Origin of the sequence: Candidatus Pseudomonas adelgestsugas, from assembly GCF_004124255.1 — a bacterium.
In the GTDB taxonomy this organism is placed as follows: Bacteria; Pseudomonadota; Gammaproteobacteria; order Pseudomonadales; family Pseudomonadaceae; genus Aquipseudomonas; species Aquipseudomonas adelgestsugas.
Genome location: NZ_CP026512.1, coordinates 651,051 through 676,699, shown reverse-complemented (window position 1 = coordinate 676,699; position 25,649 = coordinate 651,051). Strand labels below are relative to the sequence as shown.

The window sequence follows — 25,649 nt, the reverse complement described above, 5'->3', positions numbered from 1 at the left end:
ATGCCAGCTGCAAGGATAACGCTACCGTCCCCAGCCAAAATTAATTTGATGCTACACATTCTTGGCCGTCGTGAAGACGGCTACCACGAATTACAGACTCTGTTTCAATTTCTCGATTACGGCGATGAACTTACCTTCGCTGTGCGCAAAGATGGCATTATTCGACTACACACTAAATTCAAAAGTGTGACACACAATAGCAACCTGATCGTTAGGGCCGCAAAAAAAATTCAGGAGCAATCCGGTTGTTTACTCGGAATAGACATCTGGGTCGATAAGATTTTGCCCATAGGTGGTGGTATGGGTGGTGGCAGCTCAAATGCCGCTACAACACTGTTAGGTCTCAATTACTTGTGGAAATTAGATTGGAACTATGATTGTTTGGCTACTTTAGGTCTGACGCTAGGTGCAGACGTGCCAGTTTTTGTGCGCGGGCATGCTGCTTTTGGTGATGGCGTGGGCGAGAAACTCACCCCGGAATACCCAGAAGAGTTATGGTATGTCGTGCTGATTCCGCAAGTATCTGTAAGTACAGTGGAAGTTTTTTCAGATCCACTGTTGACACGCAACTCTCCTCCCATTAAATTGCACCACCTTATAAAGGTAAATAATAGAAATGATTGCCTACCAGTTGTAGCAAGGCGATATCCAGAAGTACACGACGCTCTGAATTTATTAGGTAAATTTACTGAAGCAAAATTAACCGGAACTGGAAGTTGTGTAGTTGGTGGCTTCCACAGTAAAGCTGAAGCTGATAAAGTCCTGAATTGTATTATAAAAACTTTTGCAGGGTTTGTAGCAAAGGGAAGCAATGTTTCTTTGTTGCATCGTACGCTGCAACATTTACTCTAAAAAACTGAGTAATGAGTACTCATTGTAAACAGATACAGGGGCGTAGCCAAGCGGTAAGGCAGCAGGTTTTGATCCTGCCATACGTTGGTTCGAATCCAGCCGCCCCTGCCATTTTTAACACTCATCCAGGTTGCCCTCAGCTTTAATAGGTACTGCGCGTGTCTAAGATGATGGTTTTTACGGGAAATGCTAACCCCGATCTGGTTCGACGTGTCGTACGTCATCTGCATATTCCTCTAGGGGATATTTCTGTCGGTAAATTCTCCGACGGCGAAATTACGGCCGAAATTAATGAAAACGTTCGCGGTAAAGATGTTTTTATTATTCAACCAACTTGCGCTCCGACAAATGATAACTTAATGGAACTCGTTGTTATGGCAGATTCCTTCCGCCGCTCATCAGCAACCCGAATTACAGCTGTAATTCCTTACTTTGGTTATGCACGTCAGGATCGTCGACCACGCTCTGCACGTGTAGCTATCAGCGCGAAAGTCGTGGCTGACATGCTAACTGTGGTAGGCATAGATCGCGTCCTGACGGTTGACCTACACGCTGATCAAATCCAGGGCTTTTTTGATATTCCCGTAGATAACATTTATGGCTCCCCAGTATTGATGGATGATATTGAAGGTCAGCGCTTCGAAAACCTGATGATTATATCACCGGATATTGGTGGAGTGGTGCGTGCACGTGCTGTTGCTAAATCCTTGAGCGTAGACCTCGGAATCATTGATAAACGCCGTGAAAAAGCTAATCAATCTGAAGTCATGCATATTATTGGAGATGTTGAAGGGCGTATCTGTATTCTAATTGATGATATGGTCGATACATCTGGCACTTTATGTCATGCGGCGACAGCCTTGAAAAAACACGGTGCAGAAAAGGTCTTCGCTTACTGCACACACCCTGTGCTATCGGGCCAAGCAATTTCGAACATCGAAAACTCGATGCTGGATGAACTGATTGTAACTAACACCATACCGTTGTCTACAGCAGCTCAAGCCTGTTCACGTATCCGTCAACTGGATATCGCACCAATAGTTGCCGAAGCGGTTCGTCGCATCAGCAATGAAGAATCGATCAGCGCAATGTTTCGTTAAAGATCAAATCTTTAAAAAGATCACATGAACAAAAGCACTTACACTCCAATATTTTGTTAAAATAAAGCTTTTGCCGATCTCGCCTTCAGCGCTTATCGTAAACGTTGGTATGAATATGGTTATATTGGAGATACAACATGAACGATTTTAATCTAAATGCTGAAGCGCGTTTTAATCTAGGAAAAGGTGCAAGCCGCCGCATGCGTCGTCTTGCAAACCTAGTGCCAGCTGTAGTTTACGGTGGTAATAAAGCCTCTAAATCTATTAGTATTCCAACTAAAGAAATCACTAAACTACTCATAAATCATGCTGCTTACAGCCACGTTATCGAACTGAATATTGGTGGTATTAAGCAAACTGTGATCATCAAAGCCTTGCAGCGTCACCCAGCCAAAGATCAAGTGCTACATGTTGACTTTGTACGTGTTATTGCTGATCAAAAACTTACCGCTATCGTTCTAGTTCGCTTTATTGGCGAAGCTACTATAATTAAAAAAGGTGGTGAAATATCGCACGTTACTTCTGAAATAGAAGTTTCTTGTCTACCAAAAGACTTACCTGAGTTTATTGAGGTCGACCTAACTAACGCTAAAATTGGCGATATTATCCATCTGTCCGATCTTACAGTCCCTAGAGGCATTGAGTTTGTTGCACTAGCTCATGGTGACGATAAAGCCATCGTAAATATTCACGCTCCACGCGTCGTGACACTAGAGGCTACAGAAGGAGCTACAGAATAATTCACGTTAAATTACCTGAGTTTAATGAAATATTACAGATATAAACTTGGCAAAAAGCTGACTGCAACATGACATTCACTCTTTAAATAATTTTTTATCATCCACTTATGCTACATACAGGTTATTGCAGACGTTCTCTGCAACTACTAAAAAGAGCTAATATTATTGACTACAATTAAATTGATCGTTGGCCTTGGAAATCCAGGTAGCGAATATAAGAAAACTAGGCATAACGCTGGGGCTCTTTTTGTTGAGCGTACCTCACGTACACAAAGTGTCAACCTAGTAGCAGATTGCAAATATTTTGGCCTGACTGGGCGATTTATACACCAAGGACAAGATGTTCACCTGCTGATTCCCACTACGTACATGAACCGAAGCGGCCAAGCTGTTGTAGCGCTTGCAGGCTTCTTCCGGATCAAACCAGAAGAAATCATAGTTGCCCATGACGAAATGAACTTGCCACCAGGCACCGCCAAACTTAAATTTAGCGGTGGCCATGGTGGACATAATGGTTTGCGCGACATTATCACGCAGCTTGGCTGTCAGAATAATTTTTACCGTCTACAGTTAGGTATTGGTCACCCAGGTGCTGCTAGTATAGTTTCAAATTTCGTCCTGAGCCGTGCTGGATATGACGAACAGAAAAAACTTGATGTTAGCATCGACTTTGCTCTTAGTGTACTACCAAAAATTTTAGCCGGTAAATGGAACTGCGCGATGCAAGATCTAAACAACCAAAAAGCCTAAATCTTACTGAAGGAAAGCGCCATGGGATTTAATTGCGGTATAGTCGGACTACCAAACGCTGGCAAATCTACACTATTTAATGCCTTGACTAAGTCCGGCATTGCGGCAGAAAACTTCCCATTTTGCACTATTGAACCAAACATTGGCATAGTACCAATGCCTGATCTACGCTTAAAAGCATTAGCAGCAATTGTTAACCCTAAACGTATAATAACAACTTCTATGGAATTTGTCGACATTGCAGGCCTCGTAGCTGGCGCGTCGAAAGGTGCAGGTTTAGGTAATAAATTTTTGGCTCATATCCGTGAAACTGATGCTATTGCGCATGTAGTACGCTGCTTTGAGGACGAGAACGTTATGCATGTCTCTAATAGCATTGATCCAAAACACGATATTGAGATTATTAATCTAGAATTAATCTTTGCCGATCTCGATAGTTGTAAAAAACAGCTGCATAAAGTTGCGCGTAACGCTAAAAGCGGTGATAAAAAGATAGTAATCCAAAAAAGTCTATTGGAGCAGTTAATCACACACCTCGCTAAAAACAAGCCAGCACGTAGTTTGATAAAAAACATGGATGCATACGAGAAAATTATTTTTAAAAACTTCCATCTGCTAACCACGAAGCCAGTTATGTACATTGCTAACGTAACAGAAGACGGTTTTGAAAAAAACCCGCTACTAGATATAGTGAAGGCTATCTCCGCTACAGAAGATGTAATTACGATTCCTGTATGCAACAAGATCGAAGCAGAAATTGCCTCATTTGAGGAAGGAGAAGATAAAAAAATATACCTTGAGGCTTTAGGCCTTCAAGAATTTGGCTTGAACCGCTTAATCAGCGCCGGTTATAAACTTCTTAATCTACAAACCTACTTTACTGTAGGTATCAAAGAAGTACGCGCCTGGACTGTCAAAGTCGGCACAACTGCACCACAAGCCGCTAGCGTAATCCACACAGATTTCGAAAAAGGTTTTATCCGCGCTGAAGTTATCGCCTACAACGACTTCATTCAGTGTAATGGCGAAACTGGCGCTAAGGAAGCCGGTAAATGGCGTTTAGAAGGTAAAGAATATATTGTTAGAGACGGTGACATAATGCGCTTCCGTTTTAACGTATGAGCACCTGCTATTTATAGTTGCTCAGATCAGAGCTATGACGCATAAGTACAATAAAGTATTTATTTATTTAATGTTCCATCAATTATCCTTATAAATTTTACTTTAAGCCACCTACGCAAAACTGATTATTTATGCACTACTAACTAGTCATTACTTTCTTAATAATACAAAGATATTAAGCTTAGGTAGTGGCAGCCATTAAGTAGCACTATCGGCTACAGAATAACGCATTTCAATATATTAAGTTGGCGCAGTCTAGCAAAAATAATTTTTAAATTATACCACTGTATTAAAAATAGAGTGCTTTGCTTGTTATATGTCTTATAAGATTTAAACAACTTTACAGTCCATTAACATATATTTATATCTAATTTTTCACGATTACTTTTTACTCTAAACTCTAAAAGTATTTTATAAATAGTATCTCCAGCATTAGTGAAAATGATGCTAACTAAACACAATTAAATATAATTAGCGCAAACAAAGAAAATTTTTTTAAAACTACTCAGCAGACACTGATTGCGACCATGGTGAGTCACTTTACATATTTGCTATTTATTTAAATAAATTAAACTTCTTTACCATATAAAACAGGGAAATTTTAATGTTACTAAAAGTATAATTTTTTATAGAACCCATTGAAGTTTATATATCGATATTGCCAATATATAGTTTCAAAAAACGCATACATTAATCTTTTAACTAATATACTAAAGTTGACTAACCAGGATTCGAACATTAATTTTTTAATACCCAGCTAAGCTATATTAAATAGACCAAGAGAAACATTTAAGACAAGAAAATTAGTAGTGCAAACAAGTTTGTTAAAGCTTTTTTAAAATCTACATCAAAATCACATGACATGCAGCAAATAGTATGTACAATTACAAAAAATATCAAAAAATATTTTTATGAAATTGCATATATACTACGACACTATCTCAAATTAATTTTTATACTTGACGCAGCATCATAATATCGCATATAAGTAAAATATTATGCTTGAATATATACACATTCAATGATATCAGATACCACACTTAATACGCGCTGATACTCCACTATAGATACTAAATATTAGTAGTTTAGGTATGGGGAGGGTACAGCATTATTTGCCAATGTATACTGATAACAACACTACTATATAGTAGTGCAATAGACATATAAAAATTTACATACTTATAGGTTTTTACTGAAACGATTAGCCGCATTTAAAACTAGCGACAATTGATATTAGACTGCCTGATAACTATTTTGCTATCGATAAACAACCTAACAATATAGCAGGCTGGCCTATAATTTTAAGCATTAAATTAACCAGCTCAAACAATGCAAGTAATTAACGTCAGACATCCAAAAAACAAAGCGTACTCAACTGTCACGCTGGAATTTGTAATTATAAACGATCAGCTAGATAAATTGCTGCGACGAAACATAAATACCTAAGACATGGTTGTTATTCTACATAAACTATTTGAGTTTCTAGACAACTTCAATCTCTGGACCACGAATATACGTTTCTCTGCATTATAGACCCCTCCTTATCAAGCCAACTTTTTATAGCTAAACCAACCATGTTTTAGAGTAAACGCTCAGCTATAAGCCATGATCTATAAAAAGTTTACATAGGCACAACACCAACGTCCTAAGTATCTAATATATATAGCAATTTTTTGCTGTATGATCTTATGGAAATCGTAAACTGTTTGCTACAAACGAATTACTAAGTTTGACGTAGCATGTAAAATTATAAGCAGTCAATACAACTAGATAGCAATATTTTCAGTAGCAAGATGCAGTTAGCATAAAAAACTTTTTAGCTGTGGCTTACAAAGCATGACTATTTTTCATCAATATACACGCACCTAAATAATTTAGTCTAACAATTATAATAGCTAAGCTATCATTCTCTACTCTTACAAATAAACTATCAATGATTAATTTCAATAATACTAAATACTTGATGGTAGGCGTAGAGGTAATAACCTTGCTAACCATTACCTGTAAGTATTAGCTTACAGGTCATACCCAGAGAGTGATTACTACGCATAGCGCATATCAAGTATTTTTTTCAGATATGATCTACGATATTGAAAATACTGACAGACGTAACTAAAAATCATTATTTAGGAGTATATAATTACTAGATAAGGAATTATTTTTATCCAACGAACGCAAGAATAATTGTAGCGCACACATAGCTTACCTGACTCTGTGTATCATCCGGCAAACATACTAACTCTTTAAGTGATTTACTGCAGAACGACCAGGTAAAATTGCATGCCTATGCTCAGGCCACTAAATTAAGCATCATGCAAAATACGAAACTACGATCAAATATAGTAGCATTACTAAAATCTTGACTAACATTGTGATTAGCTAGAAGTAGCTACCAATCCACAATAAGCATCATAAGCTTACCTTATGATATTGAGCCAAATACTTTGTGCAACACTTATAATTAATTAGCAATCGACACCAAGCATACTTGCACAAGTATTGCTTAAGAAGTCACCCCCCAAGAATATTCACTAGTGTCTAATATAAGCAAAACATAAATATTATTATGTATAACCTTAGCGTATCTCCTTGGCAACTAACATTAATGTATGCTTTAATTAATAAAGAACTAGTAAAAACTCAGATGTTTTATTCGCAATAATTTACACTAAGCTACTCCAAAGATGCAGACTATATCATGTATATGAATACACCTGGTAGACTAAGCGCAACAGGTAACAGTTTAGCGGCTAGGTAATTTTTTAGAACTTAGATGTATGATATTATGCACCACCTAGTCTCTAATTATTTCAAGTGCTTATATATTAAGCTAGTCATTTATAACTTAGATAAATCACTCTGACGCAACCAGAAAAACAATACTCTAAATTTAGAACCATAAAGTTAACCATTGAGTATAGAAATCTCTAACCATAGATACTGCTGACATATTAATCATCTACATTAGCATGTTATGTTTAAGTCTGTCATGTAGATGTGAATATCTCACATGCGTAACGCGTAACTTACTACAATTATAAATTTATCTAAATAGCAAGCATTGAATAGCATGAATATATACATAATTGACTGACATTGTTTGATACAAAATAACAATATCGCTCACAACAATAAACAATACTCTGGCAAGAATTCTCAGATAGCCATACACCATAACTTGCAGCGCCTCAGCCACTACATAATCATGCTACTTAACCAATCATACAAAATTAATAGAAATGGCTTGCTCCAGTAAAAAAATTAGTTTCAGTGATAGATGCTGAACTAATACGCCGCAATCGTAAACAGGTTTTCTCTAACATTGATATCTTTACCGCTAACAAGTAGGCGCCCAGTCAAACCAATTATCGTTATTTAGCCTATTTTTATAGGACAGTTAAAAACTTAGATAAAAATTAAAAATAAACGCTTGACGCATTCCAGTTCTACAAGAATAATGCGCGCCACTTGGCTACGTAGCTCAGCTGGTTAGAGCATAGCATTCATAATGCTACGGTCCGGGGTTCAAATCCCTGCGTAGCCACCAAATCTGCTTACAGATGCCCTACCATGTAAGCATGGAGTCAATGTTAAGAAAACTTATATAGTGTAAATCTTCTTGTTTATAGCCATATCTATTTGTCTTTCCTAATATCTTCTTACCGCTGACCATCACATCACATATATATCTAAATAAAAAAATTAAATTAGTAAACAAAAAATCTACTAAACTCTACACAATCAAACACTGATTAGTATTTGATAATATTAAGCTGACCTTGGAACTTAACAATTTAAGAGTACTAAAATAAAATTTTAGCGTCCAATGCTTTCGCGTAAAGCCTGAAGATTAAAGACCTTGGCAATTGCATTATAAAAAACTTATAGGCAAGTAGAATTAGCTAAAATTATATAAGACTAGGTAGTCTCTAGAGGTAAATAGTACGCTAAACAGATACAATATTTATAACCACTTGTTTTACTTTAAGCTATCCGTTCATCCTTTTACGATAGGAATATACAACTTGTTTGACGCTGACCAAGCCTAATATTTATCTACTCAAGTTAGTTACGCTCAGTATTCTAGAAAGAATTTACCGTCGATAAAAACTTTTAGCAATTCATATTAAATATAACAAAGCACAAGAAGAGACTTGAATACTTGGTACTATTTTTAGCCGCTAGGTAATTACAATAATCAAAAAACTGCGAAGCCTGACAGGCTGCTTATTTGTGACTATTTTTAGTCAAAGCGGCAATGCCAAAGCACAGAGTAATACTGTGTTTATTTATTGTTTTATATCTCCGTAGCTATAAAGCAAGGCAAATTAGCACTGCTTTTAACATATCTCTAGCACTATCTTAAATAATACATGAGATTGATAAAGACCACATTAACATGTGGTGTAGCCACACAACACTTAGTATTTATTGCACTTACAACCAGACGAGGTAACCTAGCATAATGCATAACAATAATACGATAGCAAGCAAATTATTTTAATAGCATCAGCAATGAAAAATATTATATTTTCTCTAATAAATTACTGCTTAACTGCCTGTACTGGTACATGAGCATAATAACACTAAAAGAAATTGAGTACCTAAAAGTTAGATGAGCGACAGTGACTAAATTAGTGTATTGCAGACTATCTACGCTATAGCTAATATAATAAATAACTAAAACATAGCAATCTATACTATATAGCTAATTATCAACTATCAAGATATAGACTTTAACTATATAAAAATAATGTACCTGTTTATAACTTATGCTTTGATAAAGCAGAATAGCTAAGCTTTATATTAAGCTTGACATTTAAGAGATAAATTATTTGAAATAACCATTGGTATCTCTAAACTACTTTAAAATATGTGCACGACTAAGAGCTATCTAGTTACCTGCAAAAGTTCTACATAATTTATGGATTTTCAGTTGCAGACAATGATAAGCAAAGCAAAGAAAATAATACGTACCTAAAAAACCAACAACACAATAATTAACAAAGTCAATGGCTTATAAATAGCCAGCAGAATTTTACTACGATAAAAAAGTAATTGTTAAACTAATTTAGTTTAACAGAAAAGTAATACATGCGTACTCGAGACGCTCTCTTTGATACTATTAGCGTAAAAGTACGCTAATAGTATAAATAGTTTCTACTTAGCTGTGCTAATAAGATACTTTTCAAAGTAATAAATTTATTACTGTGAAACAGTAATTCTAGGGCACATTAAAGCCGATAAAAAACTACAAGTAAATAACTACACCATATTGTCATCAAGTATACTAGCGATGGAATATTCCGCAGAATATAAAAAAATATTTTAAAACGTAGAACAGCCTAATAGCATCTAACTCTCCGTGGACACATGACAATCAGTGGAGAAAATATAAACACTAATAATCTATATCTAACTTATAAGCTCAGCATATTATAAATGTAATCAGTTATAGTTCTATAATAGCCAATTGAGCTATCCATGTCAGAAGAGATCCACTATAACTAAATCTACTAAACTAAGCCCTACACATTTTTGTGGCGCTTCCAAGACTGCAGTCTGTAACTTATAAAGAGGCGCTCCAATATATGGAGTACTATTTTTGCGGAATGCGATTAAATAATATATCAATTTAACTTGCTAAATTACCCAATAATTTGGAAATTAACTTTCTTTATTTTTCTATAATTCTTAATTATATAGCTGTAGATTAATAACATTATCATAATTATAAATATCCCAATAGACGCTATTGTAACTAATAGTACAAGTAAAACACAGAACTACATTAAGATATAACTAACTGCAGTATGTAACTTAAGCATGACATTCTTGCTTAGAATGCACACCTAAATCCATAGATTTAATCTAACTTAACTAGGTTTGTTATATATAAAACGCAAAAGTAAGATTGTAGTTTTTTGAAACTACAAAAACTAAGCTACATCTCTACCTGAGATGATCATATTAACATCTGCACCCAATAAAGCTCAAGGCTTGACTCAAAGGTAGCATTAGTATATATAGCAAATATTAAGAATGACAATTAATAATTATTCCATGGAGTAAATCTAATTTAGAAATTGCGTATTTTGTTGTTTTAATATAGAGCAAAATAGATAAAAACTGACCAGTGATTTATAAAGTCATGCGCACTAGTATTTCTTAGTATCATACTGACATTGAAACAAACAGCATAATTTATCTAAAAATAAATCGACCTCTGAATTGCTAAAAAAATGATTGAACGCAATAAGACCCTAAAGACAGCGGCATTAATATCAAAGTAACTTTATAGCCAGTAGTTAGCTCTTAACTTAAATAATATTTAATATTATTGGCATAGCTGCTGGGCTACAGAAGAAAATTATTTGACAACTAGGCTGCTACACAGCATCCTTAGGGCTGCCTGTATTTGCTTTAAAAAACTCATACTCAATTAGAAGATACAAGCATCTCACGTATTTAAAACATCGATACTGAGCAAGCTTAAAAAGCTATTAATATAGCTTAAAAACAAAGTAAAATGACTCAGCCTACAAATCAATTAATACTAATACTGCAAACACTTGCACTGAGCAAGAATTTTAAACATACTGTGCGCGATGCTGTCATCCTTAAGCAATATCACTAAACAAACAAGGCATATAACTATAAACTCTACGTACTAGAGTTTACACCACTAGCCTCAGTACACTCATAGCTAGTTCAAGCACCAGTAAAATTTACTAGACTAAATAGCTGCAAATAATGCCATTATACAAAAATAGCCAAACTGATCGACTGAAAGCTTTAGTACTCAGCAAGATTGCCTAAAAAAGCTAAAATATCTGCTAGTCGTCAATTATAATATTGATGTCATAATATACCCCATAACAGAGCCGTCACAACTAAATTATGGTGCAGTCTTTTACTAATCACTGCACTGACAGCAAAGTTACCAATAGTCAGCACTGATCAAGGTAGGTAAATTATGCTACAAGAAGACTATTTACACTATACCTAGTATGCTCAAATCTTACTATAGCGGACGACATAAAGCTAAGTAATGCAGCCGTATATAGCCTCCAATATACGGTTAGTACTAGAAATAATATTAATATAATATGCTTAGCAAGTTACTAAAATGTAAATACCATAGTAAATCATGCATATGGATAAATCCTTAAGATTGTTATAGTTACCACCTGACAATACTGGTAATATTAGCGTTTAAGGCAACAGAGCAGGTACCTCTAAGGCTACTGCTGCATTAGATGTCGAAAACTAGGACAACTAAAATAACATGCCAGATATCCTCCAAGACATTGATAAAAAGACTATAATATAGGTTATATCTAACGTAGCTTATTTAATACGAGCATTGCAAACTAACATACTGATACTAGTTTTTCATACCTTAATGCGATTCATTAAAACTAACTAGGTTTAAGGTATGAAAGGTAGTTGCAGTGATTTTGACGGTACTGAAAATCGAATTGCTGCAATACAAGACGACTACTTAAAGGTAATATACCTATGCTTTATATTGCCTTTGAGGGCAGTTCAATAGAACTCTGCAATCAACACAGCAGTAGACATTATTATTAATAATTTCTTAGCCTTAATGATTACCATAAAAAATTCTTACTATGAGCTTAGCTAAAATCCTTAAGCTAACAATGACCTTATACTTTTTTATTAGCACATACTAAAAATTAGTACTCCATTGGATTCAGTTAGTTAATACCCACTATAGTGAGTTATATACACTATATGAAAACAGCTCAGACGAGCCTCGATGAACTTATTATCAATAAAATTATAAATTTGACATTTTTAATTAAACTATATTTTTAGTAAAACCTAGGGTAGCTGTATGCAATTACAAAAAAAATTTGTATAAAAAACAATCAAAAAGGTTTGATAGAAAGCACCCACCCCAACAATTAAGATGCGAATTACTTAATTTTATTGATAGACAAATTCAGGATAGCCGCTCAATAAAATATAAAATATTATTTAGAGTTACATGCATTAAAAACAATATAAAGAATAATAACAGGCAACTAAAGATTGCCTGTCGTAATCAAAATCCATGCTTCGCTTAAACTTTGATTTTTCGTTAGTAAAAACTGTACTTGATGTATAGTGTTCACTAGATAAAATAAGACTGCTATAAATACGCTTATGCTGCCAAAACTAAATACAACACAAAAATTGCACTTTTTACCATATGTCATATGGTTAGAATTTTAAGTAACTAGCTTAACCTGATAATCGTTAAGCACTATAAATGCATCAACTGCATTGCGCTGCTAGATTAGCAAAGCCGCATTAGCAGCACAATTGTGACTGCATATATTTTAAGTATATAGTATTTTTATACGTTACCAATGATAACGTAGAATACTACAATAGTTTATACCAACTAGATATTGTTGCATGGTAAACTGGTAACATCTAATCTTAAGTGAGCTAATCTTCCAGCAATGTATTCATACGCGCCATTATAGCTTACATAGATTAAATTCATGCACTCGCAATAAATTCGCTTTACAATAATTAGCCAGCTACTATATCCTACTAGACCACATCAGTAGGATCGCCAATGATTATCACAGATAGTCAAAAATAACTGCTATTAGTTTATTCAGCACACACTAGGCTGGAATATACACGCTTTATCTAGCGTGCTTGATCATGATAAAAAACGATGTACTAAAGAACATGTCTTTACTGTCTTCTCTTCCTTTTACTAGACTCACACAAGTATGACAGGTATACACAGCAGACTAAGCCAGAGTTTTTTTGATTTTAATGACTAAACTTTTAGTATAACTAGCTATGAAAAGCCATCCCAGTCAATCACTAAATTTGCATATCGTTATACATTAAAACTAAAACAGTCAATTTAGAAGATAACAGCATTGGCAGACTGTTGATCTTACATGACAATGGTTAGTATATTACAATATTCTTAACTATAACATTTGTTACTAATTTACACAATCGTAAATAGCACAAACAAAATTACTATGGCTAGGAAACATACTGGTTAGGAGAAATTGACTAGGCGCACTGGCCTCCTTTTCTAACAGAAAAAGCCGTTGTACAACCACACTTCTATTGTGTAGCACACTGTAGTACAATATACACAAATGTAGGCACTAGAACTGACCGCAAATTGCATGTTTATATATCATAGCACGCTATGACAAAAATCTTTAAAGTATCCAAAATAAAATTATTATACTATATTTATATATAGAACATCTTGGCTGCACACCTATGGAAGCACTGATAGTGCAGACAGAAAAACTGTATAACGTATAATTGCTATTTTTTAAAATTTGCTTTATTTATATGGCTTTACTTGAATGAAGTAGTTGCTTTTTACCTAGTATTGCTATGACTTAAAATGTCAGCTAACACAAAATTAGTAAAGAGTTAAATAAAAAGTATAAACTACAAATTATGGATATTGTATAGCTAAACGCCATCAGTTGTTATCATACTTCTAGGCGACGCTAAATTTATTGAGTTTTATCATTTTTTGTTAAATTTATAAACTGCCTAACTGCTATATTACTGCTAATTATCTAAATAATAATACCAGACCTGCTAAGACAATAGTTTATCTACAACATGATGGATTATTGCATTTAATAGCTAGCTTAAAATGTTTAGTTCTTAGCTATGAATATTTATTTTAAAGAGTTTTTTAGTAAATGCTTATGCCTAAGTATTAATATTTTAGCGCTAGTTAGCAGCGCTCTGAATACTATTCGTTTATATACTAAAATCCTGTAATGTTTACGAAACTAAATATGCGCAACCAGATAGTCTAGTACATCTCTATTCTAGATGGGTTACGCTGTGTTAAATAGTTAGTGATACTGCGCTTGTATTGCAAGCTAATCACATAAAAATACAATATTTATAACATCATGACTATATATATTCTTATTGGATTCGCTTTATGGAGGACTGCAATGAACTTTTTCCTAAAAAAACTAAATAACCAGATTTGGTTTAGGCAACACCTAATAATCTAGAAAAAGTAATCAATATCTACTGATGAATTAGATAATAATTTACTTGCCTATGCGACTGATTAGTTAACTGTAACTGGCATCTATTATTAATAATAGAAACACTGCCATTAAGACATAACCGCTATTCTTATACTGCAGCCATAGTCACATCAAAGATGTAGGTAATATCCTGATCTTCAATATTTGGTAGTCGAAAGCGATGCGTTTAGTCGCTGCCTATTCAGAGTTTTTAAGACTTGCTACTGGCTACCATTAGCCTTGATTACGCTATCGTTAGTAATTCTGGTAATATCAATCGCTATCATTTGATACTATAAGCGCCAAATATTGCTTCGCAAGCATTGCTGCAAATTGCAATAATAATAAGATTATTATGTTAAGCCACGTTCAATCTTCAGAAATCAGAGTAACTACACTACTAGACAAATAGCCAGCTCACGCTCTTAGGCCATATCATGCGCAAGATTAGCATTCATAATGCTGCCGTAATTATTCAATGTGCTACCGGACAGAATATCTTGATTGGCTAATCACCAGCATATTATATCAACTAAAACTACCAGTATCCAGCTATTAATCTATAGCGCTAACTTTAATATTCAACTGCAAAGGTGATAAGTTATCTGGCATAGTCTTGTTTAGCTATGAATTGAAGAAGACGCTGTAGAACAGTATAGTATAGCAAGAACCAACTCAATACTGTTGCCTAAGAACGGTCACTACCTCAACAGAACTGCAACTATTAAGATACTAGCTGCGAGATAAATTTAACTGATGTACGATATATATCACACACGATTACCGTCTTATGAATTAGCTCCACTGACTATCTCAATATTAGCATATTTGATGGTTTTAGGCTATATATTCGCTAGGTTGTTAGCAATGACGACAGCAAGGATAATGACTATGCAAAAGTTGCTTGACATATTAACTGTATCTATATAAAATGTTAGTTTTACCTAACTATCAAGCGGATGCGTCAGCATATTATGCGATTTCAACATAGGTAAGTATCTATGATCAACAAGAAATTTACTTCTAAAAATAAACTTTGCCTGTTCTAGCGCTAATAGTATTAGCCAACTGTAATACGCCAGCACTTATTTTCTAGCCAACTAACAAAGACGTCGAAAACAACAAACACTGTTATCAATTAGCCAACACAGTTATCGCCATTAACAAAACGTATCCACGTTGATAACTAGAAGCACAACTATTGAAATGCTGATAACTAAAAGCGTTTAGCGTCAACACTATATATTGAGCTAATACACGTACACGTGTGCAACTTCACGGTAAGATCAACTAATTGTTCCTGGAGTAGATCATGATCAAAAAACGCTAGCCTCCGTCAACCTTAATTATCGATTTGAATAACAAACTTATATCGATGCATAGTTGACTACTAGTCACAATTAATAATAATTAAGCATACTATAAATTGGTGATGAGTTGCGGCACTCAAATGTAGTATTCGTGCTAAAATATAACGTAAGCGATTATCTCTAAGGCTTGTAAACCTAAAAGAACCCTGGCTACTCATGTGCAATATGAGTAATCTTATGCCTTAACCTGTGCAGCTATGGGAGCATACTTTTGCTCGCTGCTTAACTTAAGCACTGACTTAGTCAAAGTCAGTGAAATGTTTTTTATTGCATATATTCCAACTTCGCTCGCTCTAGTAAGAAAACAAATAATCTCTGTGAGAAAGACGAAGAAATTGAGATATTCGCAGATTTATTGCAGATTATAATCGCAAGCACCGCATTATGCAACAAAATAACGCATCACAGAATTAACATTAGTGCTGAATTAATTTTAGCGACCAATCTTCAACTCCATACATCTAGCATGCCGCTCTAGAGCTAGCTCAATCAACCGACTCACAAGTTCACTATAGCTCATCCCTGCCGCATGCCAAAGCTTTGGGTACATACTAATATTAGTGAAGCCTGGCAGTGAGTTGATTTCGTTAATCAATACTTCATTATCGCTTGTAAGGAAGCAATCAACACGCGCCAACCCTGCACAACCTAACACCTCAAACGCTTTGATAGATAAATAGCGAATATGTTCGCTGACTGCAACGCTGATATTGGCCGGCACTATCATTTGGGCTGCATGGTTATTGGTGTATTTGTTGTCGTAAGAATAAAACCCATTGCTTACTACAATCTCGCCACAACCGCTAGCGATTGGCTTTTCATTACCAAGTATAGCGCACTCGATTTCACGATTCTGCACAGCAGACTCTATTAACACTTTTTCATCAAAACCCATGGCTAGCTTAACTGCAGCGTAGTACTCTAATTGATTAATGACTTTACTCACGCCTACTGAAGAACCTTGATTAGCAGGTTTGACGAACAGTGGTAAACCAAGCTTATTTACTACTTTCTTAAAAGATATGCTCGCTATATTGCGACTGGTCACAGTAATAAATGGGGTTACGGCAATACCGGCATCACGTAGCAGGCGTTTGCTAATGTCTTTATCCATACATACAGCTGAGCCTAGTACATCAGAACCAATAAAAGGCAGACCAGCCATACGCAGCAGACCTTGTAGGCAGCCATCTTCACCAAAAGTGCCATGAACGATTGGGAAAACTATATCAATGTGTTTCAGCAGGCTTTGCCAGCAAGCTTCCTTCGCTTGCCGGTTAGTCTTACTAAACACCACTGCCAGCTTATTGCTTGAACGATTGATTAGGAAATCAAACGTATCATTAAAGTACCAGTGGCCAGCCTTATCTATACCGATTAGGATTGGTTTAAAGCGTGAGAGGTCCAGTGCATTAACAATGTTGTACGCTGACTGTAGCGAGACTTCATGTTCTGCCGAACGGCCACCAAAAATAATACCTACTCGCATTTTACTCATGATTTAACCAACCTACTACTATAAAGTAAGGCTTTTTACTATGAGTAGTCAGCTACTAGCAAAACAATACAAATTATTTTTTGTACAATTGGAGTTGAGGGTAATCATGCACTCGCTGGAAGCAATAAAGCTATATCTATAGCCTGACTAAACAACAAAGTATTTGTATTAATGACCATTAGATTTAACAACTCAGGAAGTGACTGTGGAATAACAGAGAAGACTAATAAACACGGTCGTACAATCTTTATAAGCTGCACAATAACTAGAAACGCTAGACGGAGCATAATAAACGCTATAGCTTGTCAGGAAGTATTGTTTCCCTTATAGATAAAGCAAACACTGAACTAGTTTCAACCCCAAAGAGATAGTCAAGACGCTGAAATGCAATATGCCTAGATATCCGTTTATACTCTTGACTTGCTTAAAACAAAATAAGTTTTATTCGATTATTATAATAGCCACTACTAGGTTTTTTAGATTTAACCATGCGCCAAGCAAGCATAACATCCAGCGCAATGGCAATAGGTATAGTGATTGCGCATAAAAGTGCATCTGTCATACTTAACTTACTAGCTAGCTAATGGATATTTGTGATTACCACGAACACAGTAAGTAATAACACGACCAAACTTAACAGAATAAGAATGAAGCTAAAACTAGCTAAGCCGATATGCAGGTTCATGAAGACTGATATATCTAGTAATGACTCGCATAAAAAGTCCAATAGTATCCATGCAATACAATTGCATGGATAACTGTATCCTGTAGTGGCACTTCCTTGCTAACATATTGCCTATCACAGATATAATTGTGAAACGAATAGTGTAGAGCGTTTTAGTTTAAGATTAAGACTAAAAATAATATTAGAAAGCACTATAAACATAGTATAGTGCTACTATTAAGGCAATGCATGGATATGACTGAAAAAGAATAGATTTATTACCATAAACAATCATATTTAATAATTAACTACACTAAAAGCCAGCCTTTATCCAAGAGGCAACACGCACAATTATTCGAGACTAGGACAGACAAATTGCGGCAAACTTAATTAATATATTTCCACCCAAAGCACTATTTATAATGGATCGCTTGAAGTCAAATCTATTTTTTTGCCATTAAATCGTTGCGCCATGCTACTTACGCATGGCGGCATACTGTATATTTTGCCTAGTAAGCTTGCCATATAATCTTTAATCCAAATAAAGCCTGCAATAGTAGCGCTAGCAGTAAAAAGACTTTTTAAATTACGTGCTTTATATGAAACTAGTGCTAATAAAACAGATTCCCTGCTACTGTCCATTACCATTTATCCATACAGGTCTATTGGCTAACTAGTGACTTATTTCACATTCTCGCTAAATAAATATTTTTTTGCAAAATCTAGACTGCTACAATTTGCCTAAAAGACATGATTCATGACGCTTTATTCGACTTAATGTATACTGAGTAAGATAATTTGCGCAATCCATATCATTGCTCAAAGCGATGTTAAAGCCTTAAGTAAATCATTACTGCACCTAATACGCACGAAAACATTAGCCATAGACTATGGCAGCATGCACTCAACAAGTTCAAGCAGCTATTCGAGTAAAACTATTCACATAAACTCCTTATAGTGCGTAAACAGACTCATTTATCACTATTAAGGTCTAGCTTCGCAACACTTTGTTTGCACTTCTTTTTATATAGGAGCCCCATGACGACGATAGAAGTCATGGGGCTCAAGGATAACAAAGTATTCGTGTAGAAAGGTTTTTCTAATGTGGGGGCAAACTCGTAGTTTTTTTGTGATTTAGGTAAACTCTATAACGACTTTAACCAACTCGCTCAGGTCATTGTACTACCTCTGGTAAGCTTAGCGTAATTCACACTATTACTGCACTAGTTAATGCGCCGTACTATGGCCAAATACTCATCCAAAGACTGAAATGCAGTTCGCCAACTAAAGCAGTACTATTGTTGCATAGTGCTACTTCGTCGTCAACATTTAGCAGACATCACATAAACCATCTTAATTAGTTCTGGCGCTAAGTTGACTTGTATTTCCCTACAAATTATACCAACTTGGTATCTATTATTACTACTGCGCTTGCGTGCAGCAGATATAACTAAACTAATAACAGCAGTTGGTACGGCCTTCCTCAGAAGAATGTTTAATACCTAAACCATGCCTAAAGTTTTTAGGCGCACTACGCTTAGTTAGCTTAAGTGCGATCATTTCTTATTATACGTAAACGCAAGCGCTAAAAAACAAAAGACTCAGCTAACCTAAAATATATCGCTAAGTTTACTACCTTCAATCACTTCTCTCTACCACCCACCACATGCTTACAACGTATAAACCAGTGAAACATCAACTAGATTGCAACTACAGTTACTCGAAACTACCGATTATGATATGCAAGCGTTTAGCAACTAATTTTGTATATCGTACATTTAGCTGTAGCCGCAACAAGCTTTACCTGCAACACTATGGTGCTTGTAAAATACCTATCTGGTCCACGTTAACGATTTGTTAGATTACATTTAGCCGTACAGAGACAGTCATGCGCTCTTCTTTGATAACCAGCTAAATGGTATATTGAAATTTTTTGTATAAAGAAATCTCGAATAGCAAAGTAACCAAAATCATGAATTAAATAAGACCAGCAATCTTATATTTAAGTACACATACTATAGTAGTCAATGCTCAGGACATACTTCAACCTTGAGCACGTCTACTGCGAACTACTGTCACCGACAGGCAGTTGAGGTTAGCGCACAAAACTACATTGCTACGATTTTGGTAGTTGACACACGAAAAATCATCGCAGTCAATCTATAAGTATTGCTAGGTTTACTAGTTATTAAGATTAACTAATCAGTATTGATCTTGATGTTTGATTGCGTCTACTTTTCGTTCTCCATTATTAAACTTATTTTACTAGCAGATGTAAATATATACATGTATAGGTGAGATTCAGGTCATTTTTTGCAAGGAAGTCTGATTCTACATGGCTTTTGCCTACACATTTATTTATGTATTCAATCAACTATAGTATAAGCCATGACAACTGCGTCCTCACGTCCACCTATAGCTGGGTAGTAATCATGGCGATAGCCGATCCTATTGAAGCCGTAACGCTCGTAAAGACGGAGAGCATTAGTGTTGCTGTCGCGCACCTCTAGGAAGCACTCCCGCACATTTGAAGCATGAGCACTAGACATCAAATATTCCAACAATGCTAAACCAAGGCCGCAGCCTTGGTTTTCCGGTTTGATGGCAATATTTAGCAGATGCGCCTCATCGAAGATAATTTGCATCACACCGTGACCTACTTGCTGCGTACCTTTAAACATCAGCCAACTCTGATGCTTGTCCAGCTTACTAAGAAAGATCTTGCTATTCCAGGGGAAGCTAAACGCCGCGTATTCAATCTTTAGTACAGCGTCAAGGTTTACCTCAGTCAGCGGGCAGAAGGACAAAGCTTCACTCATCGATACTTTCCAATACACCACAGCCTTATGCTATGCTTTTACATTAATAACTCCAGATTCTGGATAGCTTATGCAAAACCCAGACACTTGACATGCAGTTTGCAGCACTATGCTGCAGCATTTTACTTTACTTGCGAAACGAATAGAGGCATAGTGATCAGCAATAAATACACGCATAGTTCGCCTGTTAGGTAGGCAGCACGCTAAGATAAAACTCTATGCTAAATTTTATTTAGTTTCTAGGTGAAAGTCTAAAGCATTAGGCGTCATTAGCAATTAATGTGCCGGATAACATGGTAATGACATGGAGACACGCAGTAGAAGTGATTACTAGAACAGTAATCACAGCGGCTAGAAGCTAGGCTGCTACGGATTTTACCACAGCTGATATAATATCACTGTTGGTTTGATGAACAATAAAGCTTCGTAGTACTTAAAAGCCAGTATTAACTCGTGGCGCGACAGATGGCTGTAAACGGTAATTTTACTGCTAAACAGTTAATTGACTACCTGCATGTAAGGCCAATAATTAAGGCTGCATATCTTAGATAAAGGCAACCTTGATACAGTATCATTAAACTTTGAATAGTTAACGCTAGCTAGCATTTCTTTTATAGCATCAAAGTGCATTATATACGCTTTCACTAAAACACTGGGCTTTACTCAAATATGTACTGTGTAACAACTACTACTAAGGCAACATATAACCTTGGTAAGCAACATATGTAACTGGCCGCCCAATAGCTAAGTAGCACGTTGTAGTATATCATTATTCTAGTATACACTTAGATATATCTGAACATCACAGCCTGCCCGTGCTACCTAGAACGCCTAGCTTTTATCACTCTTATCTTACAACAAAACTAAGCCTTACCAATTTATTACAACCTGACCTAAAACTTCAATATAATATTATGAAAAAAGTTTTTAGTCAAAAACTAACTAACTCAAAGCTCATCGCTATAAACATTTTTATAGCTTGCTGTGTTATAAGTACAAAAAGTACCGTAAAATCAGCATCAGAGACAAATCACACAGCTATAAAATTAGTAATAGCATATGAAAACAATAAATATAAACAGCACAAGGTTAAAGAAGCAGTATACCATGCAATTTTTTAGTATTTAAACAAACTAACGTAAACGCAAGTAAATATTATTTATAATTGAGTATTATGCACAGATAAGTTTAATTAAAACTAAAAATACTAAAACTACTTCTAAGCAGTACCGCATCTAGCGCAAAATATTATCAAAAAAATGGGTGGTGAGTTTTCTTTCAGATATGTCAACACCATTAATAATAAATATTGCTTCATAATAAAAAACGCATAATAGCTTTTGCATAGACATGAACAGGATTTAAAATTGAAGACAACTATGCTAATCCACCTCTTGACTCTGTTGTGCGTTAATCAAGAAAAGAGCCTATGTTACGTCAGTAAACATAGGCTACTAGAATTTTATCTAAACGAGACATTGCTCTGACATACATAAGTATTAAACTCTTATCGGCAATATATTATTTCACTACTAAGTTTAGGATGAGATCCAGTTGGTTCCAATGTTCTATAGTCGTTAAAATTAGATTTAAGTGGTACTAGGAATCAAGATGATCCGCTTAATTGTTTGCTTAACCGAGCACATATACAATAGATACATATTTACCAAAAATTAACATTACAGCCTACCGAAACTCAACTATATTTTAAATAATTTGTTTATGCATCAGCCTAATAACGCTGCAGTCAAAATAAAATAGACATTTATTTATGATATTAAAGGCTCGTAGAATGCTTCTAATAACCATCGCTTTCATGGTGTTAATCTAAAACAAAGGTCTTCCGATTTAATTGATCGCATACCATTAAAAAGATATTATTTAATATACATAGTAATACTCATGAAATTCAGTATTACTGATGATAATATCCGTCAGTACCCATTATATAAAATATAGCGAGAGAGATTGATAAATTTACGAGTAACATCCAGTGCGTAGCAATCAAAAACTTGATAAATTTTAATGAATATCGCAAATTCAAAGAATGAGATAGTTGATGCAGTAATATGCTGCGGAGTATAACGAACACTAAATTAAGACAATGTTTTACTACGACGTAGATGCAGCAAGTACTGAATCGGTCCAGAAGTAGCATAGATCAAGAATGCCAGCAGTAAAATACGCGGTGGATCACTAAAGACAACCGCGAACACTAGCACTACCACGAGAATCGCCACGAAAGGCACGCGCCCTTTAAGGTCGAACTGCTTAAAACTACTATACTTAATGTTGCTGACCATCAGCATACCAGCAGCTGCAACCACTAAGGCCACTAGGAAAGACATCCTGGAACCCTGTATACCATAGTCGCTAAATGCCCAGACAACACCGTCTAGCACGCCAGCCGCCGCAGGGGTAGCTAAACCAATAAAATAACGCTTATCAGCAGTGCTGACCTGGGTATTGAAGCGCGCTAGACGTAATGCAGCACCGGCGACATAAATGAATGCGACCATCCAGCCAACCCTACCCATATCACCCAATGCCCAGGCAAATGTCAGCAGTGCAGGCGCAACTCCAAATGCAACCATATCTGAAAGCGAATCGTACTCAGCACCAAAGGTGCTCTGTGTATTAGTCATACGAGCGACACGACCATCCAGAACATCAAGCACCATAGCTATAAAAATTGCAATAGCAGCAAAGAAAAAATACTTGCTAGCACTTGCGACATCACCAGCTGCTAATGAACCCTGAGCATTCATGGAGTTGATAATAGAATAAAACCCAGCAAACAGATTTGCTGTAGTAAATAGATTGGGTAAAAGATAAATGCCACGATACCTTACCTTGTGGCCTTCTGCGTCATGCCCTTCCTCTACATGTTCATCAATCGGGAGTAAACTTGCGGCGTCAGAAACCTGGTTTCGCTCTTCGAAACGTTCTCTCATGAATTTTACCTTAAAAATACGTAAACACTTTAACAAATACTATTTATAAGTATTCCGTCAATAAATGATATAGATTTATGCTAGAAGCAGCCCACCAGAAACAAGAAAGCGTTGCTTCAGCCAGTTTTTTCTCTTGAAGCGTACGACTTATGTTTTAGTTTTATCGACAATTTTATTGGTATCAATCCACGGCATTATTGAGCGCAGTTGCTCGCCAATGAGTTCGATACCGTTAGCGTCATTGTTATGACGCATAGCTATCATTGAAGAGTAGCCAGCAGCCAACCCCACTTCACTAAGAAATATTTTAGTGTATTCGCCGTCCTGAATACGTTTGATGGCATTACGCATAGCCTGGCGCAACTCGACATTAATTACTTCGGGACCAGTCACATACTCACCGTATTCAGCGTTATTGGAAATTGAGTAATTTAAGTTGGCGATACCGCCCTCATATGTAAGATCAATAACCAGCTTAATTTCGTGCAAACATTCTAGGTAAGCCATTTCTAGAGCATAAGCCAACTTCGACTAGCGTTTTAAAACCGGTCTTTATCAGCTTAACTGTTCCACCACACAGAACGGCTTGCTTACCAAACAAGTCAATTTCAGTCTAATCCTTAAAGGTAGTTTCAATAATACCGGTACGACCGCAAACGATACCAGTTGCATAAGACATTGCAACATTTTGAGCGTTATAAGAAGCATCCTGTGTAGATGGCGATCAAGTCAGGAATACCACCACCTTTGATAAATTCAGAACACATAGTGTGACCAGGTGCCTTCGGTGCAATCATAATCACGCCAAGGTCAGCGCGTAGTACTACCTGATTATAATGGATTGTAAAGCAGTGGGAAAAGACCAGGGTAACGCTTGCTTCTGATATTCGGCTCGATTTCGTTCTTATACAGTATAGACTAGAATTCGTCAGGAGTTAAAATCATTATGAGATCAACAGCAGTAACGACAGAAGTAATGTCAGTCACTTTCAAGTCATGTGATTTAACTTTAGCAGCGGTAGATGAGCCTTTGCACAGACCAACATTCACGTCAATACCGGAATCTTTTAGGTTGCACGCTTGGGCGTGACCTTGAGAAACCATGGCCGTTAATAGTTACTTTCTTGCTTTGGATAATAGACAGACAACAATCTTTGTTGTAATAAACTTTCATGAGGTTCTTATATAATATATCCAGGTTTTAAGGTCATGCGCTAATTTTGGTTAGATGCCGAGTAATTTGCGCTACGGGTAAATCCCGGTGACGCCACTACGTATCGTTTCTAAAATTAAAAACGTCCTAATTGACTGAATGAAGCTATCTAGCTTGTAACTTTTACCAGTTAGTTGAACTATATAAACGCTAGCGCCTACATCTGTAGTTTGCCCAAGATAAATATTAGTAGTACGTTTAATCTCAGCACGCTGAGCACTAATTAATTTAACTTGTACCAAATATCAGTCCACGATCTATGTGGACACTTTCAGATAAATTGACTAACTTAACTACTTTGATTGGCTTGTTGACGTTCTTAATGATCTGCTCAATAAATTTATCATGCCAAATAGTAGTTAAAATCAGACGAGATAGAAGTCGGATCTTCGGTAGGTTAGCTATGGTCAATCTCTCAATATTATAGTTTCGCTGTGAAAACAGGCTAGCAACACGAGACAAAGCACCAAGTTCATTCTCTAGACGCAAGGAGATAATATGCCGCATTG

10 protein-coding genes, 2 tRNA genes and 1 pseudogene are annotated in these 25,649 nt (G+C 35.9%); 7 read left to right on the top strand and 6 right to left on the bottom strand.

The features are described from left to right. The 7 genes from ispE (at window position 1) to C3B55_RS01780 (ending at window position 8,111) form a co-directional block, all read left to right on the top strand. Window positions 1-852 (top strand): 4-(cytidine 5'-diphospho)-2-C-methyl-D-erythritol kinase, encoded by an 852-nt coding sequence (gene ispE, locus C3B55_RS01810; protein WP_129210947.1) that lies wholly within the window; start codon window positions 1-3, stop codon window positions 850-852. A 36-nt stretch (window positions 853-888) separates the two neighbouring features. Further along, window positions 889-963 (top strand) — tRNA-Gln (locus C3B55_RS01805). Between the two features lie 47 nt (window positions 964-1,010). After that, window positions 1,011-1,952, top strand: a complete 942-nt coding sequence (locus tag C3B55_RS01800) for a ribose-phosphate pyrophosphokinase (protein ID WP_129210945.1) — start codon at window positions 1,011-1,013, stop codon at window positions 1,950-1,952. 137 nt (window positions 1,953-2,089) lie between these two features. Further along, window positions 2,090-2,692 (top strand): 50S ribosomal protein L25/general stress protein Ctc, encoded by a 603-nt coding sequence (locus C3B55_RS01795; protein ID WP_129210943.1) that lies wholly within the window; start codon window positions 2,090-2,092, stop codon window positions 2,690-2,692. A gap of 165 nt (window positions 2,693-2,857) precedes the next feature. Then, window positions 2,858-3,442, top strand: coding sequence for an aminoacyl-tRNA hydrolase (gene pth / locus C3B55_RS01790; RefSeq protein WP_129210941.1), 585 nt, complete (start codon window positions 2,858-2,860; stop codon window positions 3,440-3,442). A 21-nt stretch (window positions 3,443-3,463) separates the two neighbouring features. After that, window positions 3,464-4,564, top strand: a complete 1,101-nt coding sequence (gene ychF, locus C3B55_RS01785; RefSeq protein ID WP_129210939.1) for a redox-regulated ATPase YchF — start codon at window positions 3,464-3,466, stop codon at window positions 4,562-4,564. Window positions 4,565-8,034: 3,470 nt separating this feature from the next. Further along, window positions 8,035-8,111: transfer RNA gene (locus C3B55_RS01780), tRNA-Met, on the top strand. Window positions 8,112-16,425: 8,314 nt separating this feature from the next. Here C3B55_RS01780 and ddlA read toward each other — a convergent pair. The 6 genes and pseudogenes from ddlA to ilvN all read right to left on the bottom strand — a co-directional run bounded on the left by ddlA (window position 16,426) and on the right by ilvN (window position 25,647). Continuing rightward, a complete protein-coding gene (ddlA, locus tag C3B55_RS01775) occupies window positions 16,426-17,490 on the bottom strand; it encodes a D-alanine--D-alanine ligase (RefSeq protein WP_129210937.1) in 1,065 nt (354 codons plus the stop codon). A gap of 3,030 nt (window positions 17,491-20,520) precedes the next feature. Then, a complete protein-coding gene (gene rimI / locus C3B55_RS01770; RefSeq protein ID WP_129210935.1) occupies window positions 20,521-20,973 on the bottom strand; it encodes a ribosomal protein S18-alanine N-acetyltransferase in 453 nt (150 codons plus the stop codon). Between the two features lie 2,096 nt (window positions 20,974-23,069). Beyond that, window positions 23,070-23,927, bottom strand: coding sequence for a CDP-diacylglycerol--serine O-phosphatidyltransferase (gene pssA / locus C3B55_RS01765; protein WP_129210933.1), 858 nt, complete (start codon window positions 23,925-23,927; stop codon window positions 23,070-23,072). Between the two features lie 147 nt (window positions 23,928-24,074). Next, window positions 24,075-25,101, bottom strand: a pseudogene (gene ilvC, locus C3B55_RS01760) (ketol-acid reductoisomerase). A 71-nt stretch (window positions 25,102-25,172) separates the two neighbouring features. After that, window positions 25,173-25,382: a hypothetical protein gene (locus tag C3B55_RS04660; protein WP_457912687.1), complete on the bottom strand. Its 210-nt coding sequence runs from the start codon at window positions 25,380-25,382 to the stop codon at window positions 25,173-25,175. Then, window positions 25,369-25,647 (bottom strand): acetolactate synthase small subunit, encoded by a 279-nt coding sequence (gene ilvN, locus C3B55_RS04655; RefSeq protein ID WP_457912686.1) that lies wholly within the window; start codon window positions 25,645-25,647, stop codon window positions 25,369-25,371. Before ilvN ends, C3B55_RS04660 begins: the two co-directional genes overlap by 14 nt. Between the last annotated feature and the right edge of the window lie 2 nt (window positions 25,648-25,649).